The organism is Dyella sp. KRB-257 (genome assembly GCF_049445995.1).
Classification (GTDB): domain Bacteria; phylum Pseudomonadota; class Gammaproteobacteria; order Xanthomonadales; family Rhodanobacteraceae; genus Dyella_A.
In genome coordinates this window covers 83168-102723 of the sequence record NZ_JBMSDZ010000007.1, presented here as the reverse complement: position 1 = coordinate 102723, position 19556 = coordinate 83168, and the positions used below count along the sequence as shown (strand labels likewise).

Here is a 19556-nt window from a genome sequence, read left to right as displayed (position 1 = left end):
CAATGAGCAGCAGTCGGCACATGTGCAAGACCGCATTGAGTATCGCCTTGGGCCTGGGCCTGATGGCGGCGTTCCCGGCCGCGCAGGCGGCCAACAACGATGGCTCGGTATCCGGCCACACCCGCGCCGGCGCGGTGGTCACGGTGACCAATCCCGAGACCGGGCTGACCCGCACGATCACCGCCGACCGCAACGGCAACTATCGTTTCCCGTTCCTGCCGGTGGGCCGGTACACCATCACCGCCAGCAAGGACGGCCAGGCCGTCGCCCCGGCGCGCAACGTCACGGTGGCGCTGGGCACCACCACTTCGGTGGACATCGGCTCGGTGCGCGCAACCAACCTCTCCGCGATCAGCGTCACCAGTTCGGTGCTGCCGGTGATCGACGTCAGCTCCACCGAGTCGGCCACCATCGTCTCGCGCGCCGAGCTGGCCCGCCTGCCGGTGGACCAGAACGTCGCCTCGGTCGCGCTGCTGGCACCAGGCGTGGTGAAGGGCAACTCGAACTTCGGCGGCATCTCCTTCGGTGGCTCCTCGGTGGCCGAGAACGCGTTCTACGTGAACGGCCTCAACGTCACCGACTTCTACAACCGCAACGGCTTCTCCGAGGCGCCCTTCGCCTTCTACGACCAGTTCCAGGTGAAGACCGGCGGCTATTCGGTGGAATTCGGCCGCACCACCGGCGGCGTGGTCAACGCGGTGGCCCGCTCGGGCACCAACGAGTTCCATGCCGGCACCGAGATCACCATGGAGCCGTCGAGCTGGCACTCGAAGGCGGACGACCACTACACCCCCGACGGCCGCCGCTACATCACCGCCAGCCGCGACACCGAGTCGCTGATCAAGACCAACGTCTGGGCTTCCGGCCCGATCGTGAAGGACAAGCTGTTCTTCTTCGCCATGTACGAGGCGCGCGGCAATACTCCCCGCAACACCAACGACGCCGGCACGACGATCACCGACAACCGCTCCGGCACCGGCTTCTGGGGCACCACGATCGACTGGAACATCACCGACAAGAACACCCTGTCGCTGATGGCGTTCTCCGACAAGAACCACAACGCCGGCGACGTCTATGCCTACGACTTCGACACCGACACCCGCGGCAAGAAGACCAACCGCATCTTCACCGACACCGGCGGCCGCAACTGGGCCCTGACCTGGACCAGCTACCTCACCAACGACCTGTCGATGAAGCTGATGGTCGGCCGCAACGAGCGCGAATCCTTCACGCGCTCGCAGCTCGATCTGGCATGCAACGTGGTGGCGGCCAGCAGCGCGCTGCTGGACATCAACGATCCGGGCGTGCCGCTGGGCTGCACCACCAGCTCCACCGTCTACAAGCGCAACGACGTGCGCAAGCAGGGGCGTGCCGATTTCGAGTGGACGCTGGGCGACCACCTGCTGCGCTTCGGCTACGACCACGAGAACAACACGTCCGACTACGCCCGCCACTACGCCGGCCCGGGCGCCTACTACTACAACGTGTACGCCGCCACCGCCGGCGCCACGATCCCCAACGGCGCCACCCTGCCGGCAGGATACGAGGGCTACGTGCGTGCGCGTCGCTACGAGATCGCCGGCACCTTCACCACCATCGACTCGGCCTATTACCTCGAGGACAACTGGCAGATCACGCCGAACCTGGTGCTCAATGCCGGCCTGCGCAACGACAGCTTCGACAACCAGGACGCCGCGGGCCACAGCTACATCAAGATGGACCGCCAGATCGCACCGCGCCTGGGCTTCTCCTGGGACATGCACGGCGACGGCAGCACCAAGCTGTTCGGCAACCTCGGCCGCTATTACCTGCCGGTGGCCAACGTCATCAACATCAAGCAGGCCGGCGGCCTGCTCGACGAGCGCACCTACTACGCGTTCGACGGCTGGGAGATCAAGACCCTCGACGGTACCCAATACGCGGTGCCTGGGCTGGGCCCGCAGCTCGGCAACGTAGACACCTCGCAGGGCAACGGCACGGTCGGCGACCTACGCTCGGAAGTCGACCGGAGCATGGATCCGGTCTACCAGGACGAGGCGATCCTCGGCTTCCAGCAGATGCTCGACGCCAGCTGGTCGTGGGGCGTCAGCGGCACCTACCGCCGCCTGCACAACGCCATCGACGACATGGACATCACCGCCACGGCACAGTGCGGCCCGGCCGGTGCGATTGGCTGGGTGATGGCCAACCCCGGCAAGAAGGTCACCGTGTGGGGCGACACCAACTGCGACGGCGCACCGGACGGCTATGTCACCGTGGACACGTCCAAGGAAGGTTGGGCGATGTACGACGCCAACGGCAACTACCTCGGCCAGCGCGGCTGGGTGAAGCCCAAGCGCACGTACGCGGCGCTGGAGTTCCAGCTCAACCGCGCCTGGGACGAGAAGTGGGCGTTCAACGCCTCCTACGTGATGTCATGGAACCGCGGCAACGCCGAGGGCCCGGTGAACTCGGACACCAATTTCGACGATACCGGCCGCACCGAGAACTTCGACGATCCGTGGGTGAACTATGGAGGCGATGGCTTCCTGCCGAACGACCGCCGCCATCAGCTCAAGCTGCGCGGCACCTACGCGCTCACCCCGCACTGGCAGATCGGCGGCGACCTGGACGTGCACTCCGGCGGCCCGATCACCGGCTTCGGCGTGGGCAATCCTTTCGACAAGCGCAACTACCACAGCTATTACATCTGCGTGCAGAACTGCGAATCGCCGGTGTCGGAGGATCGCGTCTACGTGCACTCGCCGCGCGGCAAGTACGGCCGCCTGCCGTGGACCTACACCCTGGGCGCCAGCCTCAGCTACCTGCGCCCGTTCAACGGCGGCAACCTGCGCGTGAAGCTGTCGGTCTACAACCTGCTCGACCAGCAGCGCACGGTGCAGGTGGACCAGGATCTGCAGACCGACATCTCCAGCTCCACCAACCCTACCTTCCTGCGACCACTCGGCTTCCAGAGCCCGCGCTTCGCCCAGCTCACCGTCGCGGTGGACTTCTGAGGCCTGGCCTCCCAACCCGGCCCGCACCGCGTGTGCGGGCCGTCTTTTTCGCGACCCCTGCCCATACCCACAAGGACGGATGGCCACTTGCTGAAGCCCGCTACCGATCACCCCCACGCGCCAACCGGGACGCCGAACAGGGACGAGACCGCCAACCTGTTCGACGGCGTGGACCTGGCCGCACTCGCCGCCCAGATGGGCACGCCACTGCATGCCTATTCGGCCAGCGCCATCCGCGGCCGCATCGATGAACTGCTTGGCGCGCTGGACGGCCTCAATGCGCTGGTCTGCTACGCCGCGAAGGCGAACAGCAACGTGGCGATCCTGCAGCTGATGGCCGAGCATGGGCTGGGCGCGGACATCGTCTCCGCCGGCGAACTGTGGCGCTGCCTGCAGGCGGGCATCCGGCCCGAGTGCATCGTGTTCTCCGGCGTCGGCAAGACTGCCGCCGAGATCGCCGAGGCGCTGGAAGCCGGCATCGGCCGCTTCAACCTGGAATCGCGCGACGAGTTGGAGACGCTGGATCAGGTCGCCGCCGCGATGGACGTGGTGGCCCGCGCCGCCGTGCGCATCAACCCGGACGTGGACGCATGCACCCACGCCAAGATTTCCACCGGGCGCGCCGAGAACAAGTTCGGCGTGAGCCTGGACGAAGCGCGCCGCTGGTTCGACGACGCGGCGCACTTTGCGCACGTGCGGCTGGACGGCCTGCACGCGCACATCGGCTCGCAGATGCTCGAGCTCGCGCCGATCCGCGAAGCCCTGCAGCGCGTGGCCGCGTTCTGGCGCGAACTGCGCGACGCCGGCCACGCCATCGCCAGCATCGACGTCGGCGGTGGCCTGGGCGTGTGCTACCGCCCGGGTGTCGATCGGCCGCCGACTGCCGCCCAGTACGTGGGTGTGATCCGCGAGGCGCTGGCGGACTTCGACGGCCGGCTGCTGCTGGAGCCCGGCCGCTGGCTGGTGGCTGAAGCCGGCGTGCTGCTGACCCGGGTGGTGCGCATCAAGCCCGGCGCGCAGCGGCAGTTCCTGGTGCTGGACGCGGCGATGAACGACCTGCTGCGCCCCAGCCTCTACGACGCCTGGCACGAGATCGCGCCGGTGGAGCCCAACGCGCTGCCTGCCGAGGTCTACGACGTGGTCGGTCCGGTCTGCGAGACCGGCGACACCTTCGCCCGCGAACGCCGGCTGCCGCGCTGCGCGCCCGACGACCTGCTGATGATCCGCGGCACCGGGGCCTATGCTGCCTCCATGGCCTCCACCTACAACTCCCGCCCGCTGGCCGCCGAAGTGCTGCTGGATACCGGCCGCTACGCCGAGGTGCGCCGCCGGCAGAGCTTCAGCGAGATGATCGCCGGCGAGCCGTCCGCCCGGCACTGGCGCACCACCTGAGCACGAGGACCCGAGCGATGATCCGACCCCTGGCCTGCCTGATCGCCTTCGCCCTCGCCGGTAACGTACTGGCCGGCACCGCGCCGGCCCAGGACGATCCGCCGATCACCCTCGACACGCACGTCGATATCCCCTTCACCTACATGCACGAGTCGCGCTTCGACGTCGGCGAGAACACGCCGCTGCGGGTCGACCTGGGCAAGATGGAGCGCGGCGGGCTCAACGCCGCGTTCTTCGTGATCTGGGTACCGCAGCACACGCTGGACGCCGCCGGCTACGCGAAAGCCGTGCAGCAGGCCGAGGAGAAATACGACGCCATCGGCGACATGCTGATGACCTACCCCGACCGCATCCGCCTGGCCACCACGCCCGCGCAGGCGCTGGCCAATCGCAAGGCCGGCCTGCTGTCGGCGATGATCGGCGTCGAGAACGCCTACTCGCTCGGCCATGACCTCAAGCGACTCGATGCCGCCTACGACCGCGGCGCGCGCTACGTCGGCCTGGTCCACGTCGGCAACAACGACCTGTGCACCAGCTCACTGCCCGATACCGAACACGGCGAGAGCGCGATGAACAGCCCGGGCGACCGCGGCATGAGCGACTTCGGTCGCGCGGTGGTCAAACGCGCCAACGCGCTCGGCATCATGGTCGACATCTCGCACGCGTCGGACCGCTGCGTGCGCGACGCGCTCGCCGCGTCCACCGCGCCGATCATCGCCTCGCACTCCGGCGCGCGCGCCGTGCTCGACCACCCGCGCAACCTGCCCGACGACCTGCTGCGCGCCATCGCCGCCAGGGGCGGCGTGGTCCAGGCGGTGGCGTACAAGGAATTCCTGAAGAAGGACCCCGGCCGCGAGGCGGCCGAAAAGAAACTGCAGGCGCAGGTCGCCCGCGAGGCCGGCGACAAGGCCTACGACTCCGACAAGCACGACTACCTGCCGGCGATGGCCAAGGGCATGGCCGAGATCGAGAAGACCTACCCGCTGCCCACCGTGGACGACTACGTCGGGCAAATCCGCCACATGGTGGACGTCGCCGGCATCGACCACGTCGGCATCGCCTCCGACTTCGACGGCGGCGGCGGCATCACCGGCTGGAAGGACGCCAGCGAAACCCGCAACGTCACCGCCGCCCTGCGCCGCGCCGGCTTCAGCGAGGACGACATCGCGAAGATCTGGGGCGGCAATCTGCTGCGGGTGTGGGGCGAGGTGGAACGTGACGCGAGGCAGTGAGGTGATGTCTTCTTTAGAGCAAGAGCGCCCCCTCACCCCAACCCTCTCCCCCCGCGGGGCGGGGGGAGAGGGAGTCAGAGCGCGCTCCGCCTGTGCTCCCTCTCCCCTGGCGGCGAAGCCGTCGGGGGAGAGGGCTGGGGTGAGGGGGCGCCTTGGCTTCGCTCTGGTTCTCACCCTGGCCACGATCACCGCCACAGCCACACCCCACCCACCGCCAAACCCAACCTACGACCACATCCTCGACAGCGTCGTCGCCCGCTACCACCTCCCCGGCATCGCCCTCGGCGTCATCGAACACGGCAAGATCGTCTACACCGCCACCCGCGGCGAAACCGTCGCCGGCTCCGGCCGCAAGATCGACGCCCGCACGCTGTTCAAGATCGCCTCCAACAGCAAGGCCATGACCACCGCCCTGCTCGGCCGGCTGGTCGATCAGGGCACGCTGCACTGGGACGACCCGGTGACGAAGTATCTGCCCGACTTCGCCATGCACGATCCGTGGGTGACCCGGAACATGCGCGTGGCCGACCTGCTCACCCACTCCAGCGGCCTGCCCGAGGGTGGTGGCGACCTGATGCTGTGGCCCGAGCCGAACGCCTACACGCGGCAGGACATCATCCACGGCCTGCGCTACATCCAGCCCGGCTACAGCTTTCGCTCGAAATACCAGTACGACAACCTGCTCTACGTGGTGGCCGGCGAAGTCGCCGCAGCGGCGGGCGGCGCGCCGTATGAGACGCTGATGCATCGCGAGGTGTTCCAGCCGCTCGGCCTCACCCGCTGCCAGGTCGGCACGTGGAACCGCGATGCGGTAGGCGACGTGGCGCAGCCGCATCGCCAGGTCGACGGCCGCAACGAACCGATCCGCGAAGACGGCGCGACGATTCCGGCGATCACCTCGGCACCGGCCGGCGGCATCCGCTGCGACCTCACCGACATGCTCGCCTGGGCCAAGAACTGGCTGGCGCCCACGCCGGCGCAGCTCCCCTGGCTGTCGGAGGAACAACGCCGCGTGCTGCAGTCGCCGCACATGCTGATCCCGGTGTCCAAGCAGCGTCGCGCATGGGACCACAGCCACGTCATGGCCTACGGCTACGGCTGGCGCATGGCCGACGTGGACGGCCACTGGACCGTGTGGCACACCGGCACGCTGTCGGGCATGTACTCGGAGCTGATGCTGCTGCCGGACCAGCGCAGCGGCTTCGTGTTCCTCATCAACGGCGAGGCTGACGATGCGCGCACCGTGCTGGGTGAGCTGCTGCTCAAGCACTTCACCGCACCGCACGACACCCGCGATGCCGCCTGGTACGCCGAGGCGCTGGACCGCGCCGCGCAGGCCGACAGCCGCCGCACGCCGGCGCCGGACACCTCGCATGCCGTGCCCGTATCGCCCAAGGAAGCGGCCGCGTGGATCGGTCGCTACCGCGATTCCTGGCTGGGCGAGATGACGCTGTGCGCCGCGAACGACCGCGTGCGCTTCGTGGTGGCCAAGTCCCCGAAGTTGGCCGGCGACGTGCGCCGCCTGGACGGTCGCCTGCTGGTGCACTGGGACGACGCCACGGTCTATCCCGACGCATGGCTCGACGTGCACCCCGGCACGCCGGTGACACTGACGATGGCCAAGGCTGACGCGCTGGCCGACTTCAGCTCCGACTACGAGGACCTGCACTTCGCGCGCACCGGAGACTGCCCATGACGCACCGAACCGTTCGCGGCCTGCCGCCCATCTCTCATCGAACCCCTGTAGGAGCGCACCCTGTGCGCGAATGCTCTTGCTCCGGCTTCCCATCAGAGCGAAGAGCATTCGCGCACAGGGTGCGCTCCTACACGATCACGTGGGCCCTGTTGATCGCCATCCCGCCGGTCTGCGCCAACCAGCCCGTCACGCGCTCCCCCGCCAGGACGGCCGCCGGTGCGCACCTGGTCGACATCCGCATCCTCGTGCCGGACATCCACCAGGACATCAAGTACGCCGGGCACGACAACTTCGTCGGTCGCCCGGTGGACGGCTACGCCGCGCCGAAGTGCCTGCTGCTGAAACCCGTCGCCGAGGCGCTGGCGCGCGTCGAGCGCGACCTGCGCCGCGAACACGCGCGCCTGCGGATCTGGGACTGCTATCGCCCGACGCGCGCCGTGGCCGACTTCGTGCGCTGGGCGCACGACCTGTCCGACCAGTCCACCAAGGCCACGCATTACCCGAACCTCGACAAGTCGAAACTGCTCGGCGACTACATCGCCCCGGTCTCCGGCCACAGCCGCGGCGCCACCGCCGACCTGACCATGGAGCAGTGCGACGCGCACGATCGCCATTGCAAACCGCTGGACATGGGCACCGGCTTCGACTGGTTCGGACCGCGCGCCAACACCGACCATCCGGGCATCACCGCCGCGCAACGCGCGAACCGCCAGCGCCTGCTCCAGGCGATGGCGCGCGAGGGTTTCCGCAACTATCCGATGGAGTGGTGGCACTACACCTTCCAGCCCGAACCCACGCCGCACACGATGTACGACGTGCCGATCCGGTAGGGATCACCCGTAGGAGCGCACCCTGTGCGCGATGCTCTTGCTCCGATTCAGGATCGGAGCATCGCGCACAGGGTGCGCTCCTACGGGCCGGACGGCAGGCCGGCGGTCTGACCAATAACCAAGGAGCAACGAGCATGTACCGTGTGTTGGTGGGTTTCCGCAACGTGATCGTGCGCTGGCCCAAGCGGCACCTCACCGTGATCCTGCTGACCAACCGCAACGACCCCGAGTCGTACCAGACCGTGCCGAGGATCGCGCAGCCCTGGCTCGTCGATTGACGACGCGCTCAACGCACTTGATGCACGCCCGAAGGAAAGCTCCATCGATGTCCCGCTCGCTCCTGCCTCGTACGATCCGCCAGCTCGGCCTGCTCGTCGGCATCGCCCTGCTCGGCGCCTGCGCGCACGCGCCGCCGCGCAATCCACTGGCGACCTGGGTGCCCTCGCCCAACCACGACATCCGCCGGCCGGTGCTGATCGTGGTGCACTTCACCGACGAGGACTCGGCGCAGCAGGCGCTGGACACCCTGCGCACGCGCAACAGCGGCGGCCCGGTCAGCGCGCACTATCTGATCGGCAGGGACGGCCACATCTACCAGCTGGTCAGCGACCCGCTGCGCGCCTGGCATGCCGGCGGCGGCCGCTGGGGCACCATCACCGACCTCAACTCCGCCTCGATCGGCATCGAGCTGGACAACGACGGCCATTCGCCGTTCGCCCCGGCGCAGATCGGCAGCCTGCTGCGCCTGCTCGGCGACCTCACCACGCGGCTGAGCATCCCGCCCACGCAGGTCATCGGCCACGAGGACCTGGCGCCCACGCGCAAGGACGACCCCGGCCCGTACTTCCCCTGGGCCACGCTGGCCCAGGCCGGCTTCGGCCGGTGGCCGAAGGGGCCGCTGTGCGATCCGCCCGCCGGCTTCGACCCGTGGATGGCGCTGGCCGTGGTCGGCTATCCGCTGGACGATCGCCCGGGCGCGGTGCGCTCGTTCCACCACCACTTCCGCGCGATGCAGGGCGAGACGCTGGATGCCGAGGATGCGCGGATTCTCTACAACCTCGCGCAGCAGATCGACGGCGGCGGCAACGCGTGTGCGGCGCCCGTGGTGCCGGACGTCGCTGGCGACGGCTGAGAACGCCCAACCCGCCGTCGATCTGTAGGAGCCCACCCTGTGGGCGACCGACCCGGCGAATCGCGCACAGCGGCGAATCGCGCACAGCGGCGAATCGCGCACAGGGTGCGCTCCTACAGCGGCCCGCTTTGTAGGAGCGCACCCTGTGCGCGAAAGATGTAGCTACAGAGCCCAGAGCCGTTCGAACACAGGGCGCACGCTATGCCCCCACGCAACAGCCGCTCAGCACCCGCCGTCCTCCCGCAACAACCTCTCCGCCAACCCGCCCGCGCGCTGCACCGGTCGATCCAGCGCGGCGGCGACCGCCTGCGCCGTACCCCACAGTTCGACCCGCCGCTTCGCCCGCGACAAGCCGGTGTAGAGCAGCTGGCGCGACAGCAGGCGGTGTTCGGGATCGGGCGGCAGCAGCACGGCGGCGAGGTCGTATTCGGAGCCCTGGCTCTTGTGCACGGTGATGGCGAAGCCGCCCTCGTGCGGCGGCAGCGTGCCGGGGGCGAAGCTGCGCGCGCTGGCGCGGCCGTGCTCGTCCACCGTCTCGAACCACACGCGCAGCGAACCGTCCGGCTCGGCCAGGCACAGCCCGACGTCGCCGTTGTACAGGCGCGCGGCGTAGTCGTTGCGGGTCACCAGCACGGCGCGGCCGGCGTACCAGTGGCGGTCCGGCGGCACGTTCCAGAGCTGTTTCAGGCGCTGCTCGATCCAGCCGTTGAGGGCGAGCGCGCCGAAGACGTCCTCGCGCAGCGCCGACAGCAGCTGGCGCTGCGCCAGGGCGCGCAGCGCCTGCACCGCCACCGCCGCCCGCGCCTCGGCATTGGCCTCGTCGCGCGGCGGCAGCGCGGGACGGATCGACAACGCGGCCAAGGCGTCGCACCAGCCGGCCAGCGCGCGGCGCAGCGCCGCGGCGTCGGCGATCTCGCGCCAGCGCGCGTCGTCGCCGGCGGCGCTCATCGCCTCGCGCAACGCGCCTTCGTCGCCCCGTCGCACGGCCTGGTTGATCGGCACCAGCTGCCGCTCGGCGCGGAAGCTGTGCTCCAGCCGTATCAGATCACCGCGCGGATCGGCCTCGAACGCGGTCACCAGATCCATCAGCACCGAGCCGGCAGCCACCGAGGTGAGCTGGTCGGCATCGCCCACCAGGATCAGCGTGGCCTGCGGCCGCACCGCGTCGAGCAGAGCGCGCAGCAGGGCCAGGTCGACCATCGAGGCCTCGTCCACCACCACCACGTCGGCGGCCAGCGGATGCGCCGCATCGCGGGTGAAGCGGTTGCGGCGCGGGTCGTAGCCGAGCAGGCGATGCAGGGTCAGCGCCTCGCTGTCGGGGATCGCCGCCAGCGCGGCATTCCAGCTGTCGTCGAGCCGCGCGGCCAGCGCCTGCTTGCCCTGCCGCAGCGACTGCACCAGCCGCTGCGCGGCCTTGCCGGTGGGCGCGGCGACCTGGATCGACAGCGCGGCACCCGCCGCCTGTCGCTGCAGGGCGAGCAGCATGCGCAGCACGGTGGTGGTCTTGCCGGTGCCGGGACCGCCGGTGAGCACGAACAGCTTGTGCCCGGCGACCGCGGCCACCGCGTCGCGCTGGCGCTGCACGGCGTCGGAGCGGTCGCCGTGGAACAGCATGTCCACCAGCTCATCGTCGGCCGGCGCGGGCACGGCCGCGTCGCGTCGCGTGCGCACCGCGTTCGCCACAGCGACCTCGTGCGCGTGGTTGCGCCAAAGGTAGAAGCGGTCGTCGGCGTCGATCACGTACGGCGTCGGCGCGCGGCCGTCGCCGACCAGCGGCTCGGCGCGCAGGGCAGCGAGCGCCTCGGCGTCCGGTCGCGGCATGCCGTGGCGACCGGCGCCCTCGCCCGCCAGCGGCAGCGCGGTATCGCCCTCGCCGTCGGCGTAGCTGGCCCAGGCGACGACCTTGGCCAGCAGCGGCGAGCCGCCGTGGCCCAGGGTCCAGCGCAGCACGGCGCGGTCGAGCGGACGCCACGGTGCATCGGTCAGTTCCAGCGGCGAGGGCACGAAACGGTAGGCGCTCATGCGGTCGGATCGTTCGGTGGCCATGTTCCCGCGTCGGTGCGGTCGCGGTACCAACGGTGCATGGCAGCGTCGTCGACGGCGTACTCGCTGCGCGCGGATTTCCAGACCATCGGCGGCTGATGTTGCCGCAGGCTTTCCAGTGCGGTCTGCGCCTTCTGGGCCGTGATTTTCTGGCCTGTTTTGTGCTGGTAGAAGCGCAGTGCATCCGCGTCGTAAGGACGAAAGCGGTGTTCCTGCTCGAGCAGTCGCCACAGCACCGCACGCTCCAGCGGCCTCAATCCGAGATATTCGGATTCCATCCGGGCTTCATCGTCCTTCTGGCGAAGCTCTGCGGCAGCGATGACCGCGTCTTCGAAGCGCCCTTCGAAACCCGAGAAGGGGCTGAGGGCCTCGCCGAGCGCCGCCAGGAAAAACTGGGGGCGGTGACCGAATCGCGCGAAGGCCTTCGCGAGCAGAGCTCCGTTGGCGGGCCGCAGTTCCGGCCGCTGTTTCTCGATCAGACTCACGACGTGCTCGATGAAGTCGTCGCCCAGCACCGGCATCTTCTGGACCTGCGAGCCGTAAAACGGCGCGCTGTTGCTGTTCACCAGTCGCAGCAGCTTGTCCCTGTCCGAACCGGACATCACCAGCATCAGATCGACCCTGCCGGGGGCATTGAGCTGGTCTCGGGCTGATTTCAGCGCGGCCATGACGGCTTCGCCCACTTCACTGGTCAACGCATGCTGGGCTTCATCGATCACGAGCACGACGGGCTTTCTGGCCGCCTCATGCAGCACGCGAAGCGCTTCAGACAACGTCATGCCGTCAATGCGGCCGATCTTGCTCGTGTCGATCTTCAAGGCACCGACGATGCTGATGCTCTCCAGGCCGGCCGCTTTGGCCGTCTTCGCGACCATGCCGAGGTACATGTCCAGGGCATGACCGACGGCATCTGAAATCAGGTTTCCAGGATCGCGTCGCTGGTCGGACCAGAGGTCCACATAGACCACGACCAATCCCTGGCGCTCCAACTCCGGCTTCAGATCCTCCTTCAGAAACGTGGACTTTCCGGTGCGCCTGGGCGCGGCGAGAAACAAGCCGTTGTGGGCGTCGCCGAACAGATTCCTGCCCTGGATGGCGCTTGCCAGCTCTGTGGCCAAGGCAGTTCGCGGGAAGTGCATCATGCTTTTATCCCCCAATCATGGCGAATGCATAATTTATGTTTTCATTCATAATAAATCATAATCCGGCAAGCACCCTGTCTGCCATGTCGACCAGCGCATCGTCGAAGCGGTGGCGCCAGATGCCGGAGCGCGGCGCCAGCCCCACCGCGCGCACGAACAGGTAGATCGCCTCGCCCAGGTGCCGGTCGCGCCGATAGCCGGGCAGGCGCTGGCGCAGCATGCGGTCCACCGCCACGGTGTAGAGCAGCGCCTGGAAGCGGTACTGGTGGGCATCCATCGCCACGCGCAGCGCGTCGGGCGTATAGCCGTCCAGACGGTCGCCGAGGTAGTTGCTCTTGTAGTCGAGCACGTGGAAGCGGCCCTCGTGTTCGAGGATCAGGTCGATCTTGCCGGTCATCCGCCCGCGCAGCCGGTTGACCGCGGTGAACGGCACCAGCGCCGGCTCGCCGTGGCGTGCGCAGGCTTCGCGCAGCGCGGCCACCGAGGCGGCGTCGAGCACATAGTGGAATTCCATCTCGGCCAGCTGGCGCTGCGGCGGCAGCTCACCGAGCCGCAGGCCGGGCAGCAGCTCGGCTTCCAGGTTGGCCTGCAATCGCCGCGCGATGCGGTCGATCAGCGCCGGGCGCTCGCGCGGGTCCAGCGGCACGCCGGCGTCGCCGAGCTCGCGGTCGATCAGGACGAGCTGGCGGGTCATCGGCTCGCCGATGGTGCGGTGCTCGAACATCGCGTGCAGCGCGTTGCCGATGTCGGCGCCGCGGATCGCCGCCAGCGCCTGCAGCTCCGGATGCGGCGATGCCGGCTCGGCGGCGGGCAGCGCTCCGTCCAGCGCCTCGGCGAGTTCGTCGGTCAGCGGCACCTCGTCGCTGGCGGCGGCGTCTTCCAGCGTGCCGGCGTGGGCACCGCGGACCAGGGTGGAGAAGCTGTAGACGCGGGCATCGGGATGCGGCGGCGGCTCCCGGCGCGCGATGCGCGGACCTTCCGGCGGCGCCTCCAGCGCGAGCCGGCCGGCGCGCCACGGCCAGCCGTCGGCGGACCAGCCCAGCTGCGGTGCCGCTGCGGCGAGGTCGAGGCCGGCCGCCCGCGCGGCGAGCAGGCGCCCGATCGACACGTCCAGTGGCGCGCGTTCGGGATCGCCCGCCGGCTTGTCGCTGTTGGCCTGCTTCGGGCGATCCGGCGGCAGCACGTAGACATGGCAGGCGTGAACGGCGCGGGTCAGCGCCACGTAGAGCACGCGGAAGCGCTCGTCCTGGCCCTCGCGGTCATACTGCGCCCTGGCCGCCTTGCCGAAGCCGATCACGCGCCGACCGCACAGCGGCTCGTCGATCACCGGCAAGGTGTCGTTGGCGTTGCGCGTGTGGTCCCACATCAGCGGCAGGAACACCAGGTTGAACTCCAGCCCCTTGCTCGCGTGCAGGGTCATCAGGCGCACGCGCCGGGCGTCGGATTCGATGCGCAGCTGCTGCTCGTCCGCCGCCTCGCCGCCGGCGGCCTCGCCCTCGCGCTGGCGGGCGAACCAGGCCAGCAGCTGCTCGCTGCCGTGCAGTTGCTCGGACTGCGCCTGCAGCAGTTCGCCCAGGTGACGCAGGTCGGTGAGGGTGCGCTCGCCGTCGTCGCCGGCCAGCAGCGCGGGCGCGGCGTGTTCGATCAACGCGCGCACCACCGACAGCACGCCCTCGCGCTGCCAGCGCGCTCGCCACTGCTGGAACTGCTGCTCGTAGTCGAGCCACGCCTCCGGCTGCTCGCGCAGCGCCTTGAGCCGTTGAAACGTGAGCCCATACAGCCGTGTCGCCAGCGCCGCGCGCAGCGCCCCCTCGTCACTGGCGTGATCGATGCCGTAGAGCAGGATCTGCAGCTCACGCGCCACGTCCAGCGCGAACACGCTGGAGCGACCCGCACCCACGCAGGGCACGCCCAGCCGCTGCAGCCGCGCGCGCAGCTCGGTGATGTCGTGGTTGCCGGGCAGCAGCACGGCGATGTCGCCCGGCTGCACCGCGCGGTCGCCGATGCGGTGGCGGCCGGAGGCCAGCAGCTCGGCGATCTGCCGCGCGCAGGCATCCAGCGCCTCGCGCGAGCGCGCGGGCACCGACGCGGGATAGTCCGGCTGCCAATGCAACTGCAGCGGCTGCGCCAGCGGCGCGCCGTCGACGGTGTACGGCGCGTCGTCGCGACGACCGCTGGCCTTGACCGGCTCGACGCGGATGCGACCGTCCGGGTCCGCGCTCAGCACCTCGCCGGCCGCGGCGTAGAACTGGTTCAGCGCCGCGACCATGGCGCGCGAGGAACGGTGGTTGATGTCCAGCCGCAGCACCTCATCGGCGCCGTCGGCGGCGCGCAGGTAGGTGTGGATGTCGCCGCCGCGGAAGCGGTAGATCGCCTGCTTGGGGTCGCCGATCATCACCAGCCGCCCGCGCGCCGCGCCGCCGCCGTCGCTGTAGATCGCGCGCAGGATGTCGTACTGCTGGCCGTCGGTATCCTGGAACTCGTCCACCAGCGCCACCGGCCAGGCGGCGAACAGCCGGTCGGCCAGCGCACGGTCCTCGCGAGCGAGCGCGCTGCCGACGCGGGCGATCAGCTCGTCGTAACTGAGCTGGCCGCGCGCGGCGAGGCGTTCCTCGCGCCAGGCCTGCACCTGCGCCAACCAGCCCTGCCAGGCGCGTACTTCGTCGGCCTTGGCGGCGTACTCGAACAGACGGCTGGCGCGGGCGGCGAAGGCGAGCAGGTCACGCGTGGCCGGGGCGACCAGGGCATCGGCGGAAAGTTGTTCGTGGGCACCCGCTTCGGCCGCAAGCAGGTGGGCGATCACCGAGGCCTTGGGCGGCTCGCCGCGATCGCGCAGCCACTGCGCCAGCGCCCGCAGCGCGCCCTTCAGCGCGGTCTTGCGTGGCAGAAAGTTCGCCTTGTCGGCAGCGAAACTCTCCAGCGCCTCGGCCTGTGACGCCGGCAGTTCAGCCTCCAGGCACGCTGCGTCGGGCGCCCACAGCGCCACGCCGGGCTGCAAATAAGCCTTGAGCTGGCGACGCAGGGTGGCGAGCTTGTCCGGCGCCTCCGGCACCGCGACATCGCCCTGCTGCAGTCGCCGCCACAGGTCGGCCGACCATTCATCGAGCAGCGCCTCGGACGAGACCATCTCGCCCAGCTGGAAGCCGGTGCCGCTCTCGAACGGGTAGTCGGTGAGGATGCGCCGGCACAGGCTGTGGATGGTGCCGACCGGGGCCAGATCCAGCTCGGCCTGGGCGAGGCGCAGGCGCAGGCGGTCGCGTTCGGCCTGTGCCGGATCGTCCTGCCAGCGCGCCTGCAGCCATGTGAGGTCGGGCCCGACGTTCGCCGCGTCGATGCCGGCCTGCCAGTCCGCCGCGGCCATCTCGCCCCACACCAGTTTGGCGCGCAGGCGCTCGCGCAGCTCCTGCGCCGCGGCGTCGGTGAAGGTGGTGACCACGATGGCGCGCGGGCTCAGGCCCTGCTCCAGCAGCAGGCGCAGGTAGAGCACGGCGATGGTCCAGGTCTTGCCCGTGCCGGCGCTGGCCTCGATCAGGGTGCGGCCGTCGCCGGCCAGCTGCAGCCGGGTCCAGTCCAGCGCTGCGGCGTGTTCGGCGGTGCCGGTCATGCGTTCACCTCGTCCAGCGTGGCCGGGTCGATCAGGCGCGACAGGCGCAGCGCCAGCGACTGCAGTTCGGCGTGCTGCGACTGACCGTCGGCGAAATTCATCTCGCCGGCGAGCAGGCGCGCGTAGCCGGGCGCGTAGTCGCGCTCGCCGGTGTGGTTGAAGCCGCCCTCCCAGGCCTGCCGCGCGGCGTCGGGCTTGTCGTCCAGCGTGGCCCAGCTGGTGCGCGGGAAATACGGCAGCGGCCGGCGCTGCGCCTGGCGCCAGATCGCCAGCAGCGCAGCGACGCGCGCGGCCAGTGCGTCACGCATCGCGCGCGCGGTCTGCGGCGGCGCGGCGTGCAGCTTCTCGTCCCACTCGTTGAACAGTCTGCCCACGTCGGCCGTTTCATCCGCGGTGAACACCGCCACGCGCACCGGCGTGGTGGCGTCGACCGCCAGGCGCAGCAGCGCCCAGTCGAGGAACAGCGGCACGCGCTCGCGGAACGTCAGCGACACGGGCTGCTTGCCCGGCCAGGCCTCGAACAGCCACAGCGCCTCGTCGGCGGCGAACACGCGCTCCAGTACGCCCTCCACCGTGTGTTCGCCCACGACGAGCGAGAACGCGCGCGGCTGGCGCTGCGGCAGGGCACCGGCGAACAGCGGATGCGCCCGCGCCGCCTGCAGCAGCGCGTTCACCGCCTCGCGTTCGGCCGTCCAGGCGGCCAGACCGAGCCGCCCGCCGGGCAGCATGCCGCTGAGCCGCAGCCAGGCCGGCGGCGGCTCCGGCAGGTCGAAACGGCCCGCGGCCAGGGCGTCGAAGAACAGCCGGCGACCGACCTGGTCCATCGCGCCGAAGCCCGACTGCAGCGGCTCGTCGGCCTGCAGGCGGTCGTCCTCCAGCGCGTCGAGCCGGATGTTGAGCCGCTGCGCCAGCAGCTGCCGCGCCGGATCGCGGAAGTAGGCCTGCACCTCGCGCAGGGCGATGGGTCCCGGCACCTCGTCGCCCGCCTCGTCGCCACCGTCGAGGAACGGCGCGGCCGGCGCGCCGCGCACCATGCCGGCGCTGCCGCCATCGAAGGTGAACAGGCGCGGATCGCTGCCGTCGAAATAGCGGCGGTCGAACGGCTGCAGCGGATGCTTGATGCGCCACGGCCGGTGGATCGTGCGCGGCGCGTCGGGGACCGGCGGCCGGTCGTCCTCGTCGGCGTCGACACCGCGCAGGCCGGCCTGGTCGTCCAGGCACTGCAGCAGCTCGGCCAGCGGCGCGGCCGGGTTGCGCGGCTTGCCGTCGCGCACGCCTTCGCCGATGTACGAGAGGTGCAGCACCTCGCGCGCGGCCATCACCGTTTCCAGGAACAGGTAGCGGTCGTCGCTGCGCACGTCGCGGTCGCCGAGGCGGCGATGACGCTGCATCAGGTCGAGTCCGGCGTCGCCCGGGCCGCGCGGGAACTCGCCGTCGTTCAGGCCGAGCACGGCGATCACCCGGAACGGGATCGCGCGCTGCGGGACCATGCCGCAGAAGGTGACGCCGCCGAGCAGGAAGCGCTGGCGCTCCGGCGCGGCGGCGAGCCGTTCGCGCAGCACCTCACGCACCACGGAGAATTCCAGCAGCGGATCGAGCCCGCAGTCGGCCGTCTCCAGCCGGGTCGCCTGCAGGAAGCGGCGCAGCAGCGACAGCGCCTCCACCGCCTCGCGGTCGCGCGGGTCGATGCGGAACAGCGTGTCGAGCAGGCGCTCCAGCCGCGTGGCCCAGGCCGAGGCGGTGCGCGGCTCGGACGCGTCGCGATGCAGCTCGGCCAGCGCCAGCAGCAGGCGGTCCAGCGCGCCGAGGATCGCCGCCTGCGGACCGTGCACGCCCTCCACCGGCCACAGTTCGCCGTCGGGCAGGTTCCAGCCGTGCTCGCCGGTGTCGGCGTCGCCCAGCACGTAGCCGGCGAGCAGACGGTCCATGCCCCAGGCAAAGGTGTGCTCGTCGATGCCGGGCACGCCGAAGCCTTCGCGGAACGCGCCGTCCAGCGCCCAGGCCACGCGCGCCTGGCGCAGCCATCCGGCCAGCGTGTCGAGGTCACCCTCGCCCAAACCGAGCGCGCGGGCCACTTCCGGCACCTGCATCAGGTCGAGCAGTTCCGGCGCGGTGAGCCGCGACTCGGGCACCGCCAGCAGGCGGCTGAACGCGTCCAGCAGCGGATGCGTGCGCGCCACCGCGACGTCGGCGAGGTGATACGGCAGCGGCCCCTGCTGGCGGCCGGCCTCGCCGAACACCGCCGGCAGCAGCGGCACGTAGGTGGCGATGTCCGGCGCCATCACCACGATGTCGGAAGGTTTCAGATCCGGCCGCGCGGCCAGCTCGGCGAGCAAGGCGTCGCGCAACACCTCCAGCTCGCGCAGGCGGGTGTGGCACAGGTGCACGCGCAGCGAGCGGTCGGCCAGGGCAGCCGCTGCACCGCCACGCAGCGGATCGATCAGCGCGGGATCGAGCTGGCGCAGGCTTTCCTGCAGGCGCTGCAGCAGGCCCGGGCTTTCCCCCGCCGGCGGCGCCTCGTCCCGCCAGTGGCGCACGTCCATGGCGATGGCGTCGTCCACGTTCTGCAGGTTGAGCATGAAGTGCTGGCCCATGCGCCCCCACGCGGCCAGCAGCGGATGGCCCATCTGCAGGAAGTACCGCTCGGAGGCCTCGCCGAAATCGGTGCTGCGGGCCAGCTCGCGCAGCTGCTCGCGCTCGCCGCGCAGGCCGGCCCAGAACTCGCGGCACGGGTCGGGCACGTACAGGATCACCGGGCGCAACCGGCTCACCGCGCGCAGCAGCGCCAGCTCGGCCGGGGCGAGGTGGCTGATGCCGAACAGGTGCAGCGGCTCGTCGCCGGCGTGGCGCGCCGGATCGCGCGCCAGTTCGCGCACCAGCGCCTGCACGCGCTCGCCGCGGTGCGGCAGGGCGATCTCCGCGCGCAACTGGCGCCACAGCGGCGCGAGGAAGGCAGGTTCCGGCAGGTCGTCGCGGCCGCGCTCCCAGGCGTCCAGCCAGTCCGGCCGGTAGACCAGGTACTGGGTGTAGATGCGCGCCAGCCGGTCGGCCAGCTGGTAGCGGCGGCGGGCCGGGTCGGCGCCGGCGAGGTAGCCCTGCACGCGGGCGTCGTCGATCGCCGGCAGGTGCTCGTGGATGCGCCAGCGCAGGCGGTCGCGCCGATACGGCGTGAGCGCCACCGCGCCGCTGCCGAGCACGCTCAGCGCCAGCTCGTCGAGCCAACTGCTGGGCAGCGAGATGCGCAGGTTGGCGACGATGCCGCCGGGGCCGCGCTTGCGCGCCAGCGCGCCGGCCAGCCAGTGGCGCATGCCCGGGTGCGCGGCGATCACCGTCTGCGGCGCCAGCACGTGCGCCGGCGGCACGCTGTCGAGCAGCTGCAGCAGCGGATCGAGCAGCGCTTCGAGCCGGCTCGCGCGGTAGATCACGAGGCCGCGGCCAGGGTCGTCCGTGGGGGCGGTGTGCATCGTGGGGATGATAGCCGTGCGCGGT

The 19556-nt window shown here is 70.5% G+C and carries 10 protein-coding genes and 1 pseudogene; 7 read left to right on the top strand and 4 right to left on the bottom strand.

Going from position 1 to position 19556, the window contains the following annotated elements; genetic code table 11:
* Nucleotides 1–2 precede the first annotated feature (2 nt).
* The 7 genes and pseudogenes from ACO2Q2_RS07630 to ACO2Q2_RS07600 all read left to right on the top strand — a co-directional run bounded on the left by ACO2Q2_RS07630 (nucleotide 3) and on the right by ACO2Q2_RS07600 (nucleotide 9278).
* Nucleotides 3–2996 (top strand): TonB-dependent receptor, encoded by a 2994-nt coding sequence (locus tag ACO2Q2_RS07630; protein ID WP_423255166.1) that lies wholly within the window; start codon nucleotides 3–5, stop codon nucleotides 2994–2996.
* A gap of 87 nt (nucleotides 2997–3083) precedes the next feature.
* Complete coding sequence (lysA, locus tag ACO2Q2_RS07625; protein WP_423255165.1) at nucleotides 3084–4388, top strand: diaminopimelate decarboxylase; 1305 nt, start codon at nucleotides 3084–3086, stop codon at nucleotides 4386–4388.
* A 17-nt stretch (nucleotides 4389–4405) separates the two neighbouring features.
* On the top strand, nucleotides 4406–5620 hold the full coding sequence (locus ACO2Q2_RS07620; protein WP_423255164.1) for a dipeptidase: 1215 nt from the start codon (nucleotides 4406–4408) through the stop codon (nucleotides 5618–5620).
* Nucleotides 5621–5759: 139 nt separating this feature from the next.
* Complete coding sequence (locus ACO2Q2_RS07615) at nucleotides 5760–7316, top strand: serine hydrolase (RefSeq protein ID WP_423255163.1); 1557 nt, start codon at nucleotides 5760–5762, stop codon at nucleotides 7314–7316.
* A 149-nt stretch (nucleotides 7317–7465) separates the two neighbouring features.
* Nucleotides 7466–8146, top strand: coding sequence for a M15 family metallopeptidase (locus ACO2Q2_RS07610; RefSeq protein ID WP_423255162.1), 681 nt, complete (start codon nucleotides 7466–7468; stop codon nucleotides 8144–8146).
* Nucleotides 8147–8295: 149 nt separating this feature from the next.
* A pseudogene (locus tag ACO2Q2_RS07605) lies at nucleotides 8296–8424 on the top strand (serine hydrolase); the annotation flags it as partial.
* Between the two features lie 47 nt (nucleotides 8425–8471).
* A complete protein-coding gene (locus ACO2Q2_RS07600; protein WP_423255161.1) occupies nucleotides 8472–9278 on the top strand; it encodes an N-acetylmuramoyl-L-alanine amidase in 807 nt (268 codons plus the stop codon).
* Nucleotides 9279–9500: 222 nt separating this feature from the next.
* Here ACO2Q2_RS07600 and recD read toward each other — a convergent pair whose 3' ends face one another.
* From recD to recC, 4 genes are read right to left on the bottom strand one after another with little or no spacing between them, the layout of a single operon-like run.
* Entirely contained in the window at nucleotides 9501–11300 is a 1800-nt protein-coding gene (gene recD / locus ACO2Q2_RS07595) for an exodeoxyribonuclease V subunit alpha (RefSeq protein WP_423255160.1), read from the bottom strand.
* Nucleotides 11297–12463: a hypothetical protein gene (locus ACO2Q2_RS07590; protein ID WP_423255159.1), complete on the bottom strand. Its 1167-nt coding sequence runs from the start codon at nucleotides 12461–12463 to the stop codon at nucleotides 11297–11299. The genes recD and ACO2Q2_RS07590 overlap by 4 nt, the downstream gene beginning before the upstream one ends.
* Nucleotides 12464–12518: 55 nt before the next feature.
* Nucleotides 12519–16067, bottom strand: coding sequence for a UvrD-helicase domain-containing protein (locus ACO2Q2_RS07585; protein WP_423255158.1), 3549 nt, complete (start codon nucleotides 16065–16067; stop codon nucleotides 12519–12521).
* Complete coding sequence (gene recC, locus ACO2Q2_RS07580) at nucleotides 16064–19531, bottom strand: exodeoxyribonuclease V subunit gamma (protein WP_423255157.1); 3468 nt, start codon at nucleotides 19529–19531, stop codon at nucleotides 16064–16066. The genes ACO2Q2_RS07585 and recC overlap by 4 nt, the downstream gene beginning before the upstream one ends.
* Between the last annotated feature and the right edge of the window lie 25 nt (nucleotides 19532–19556).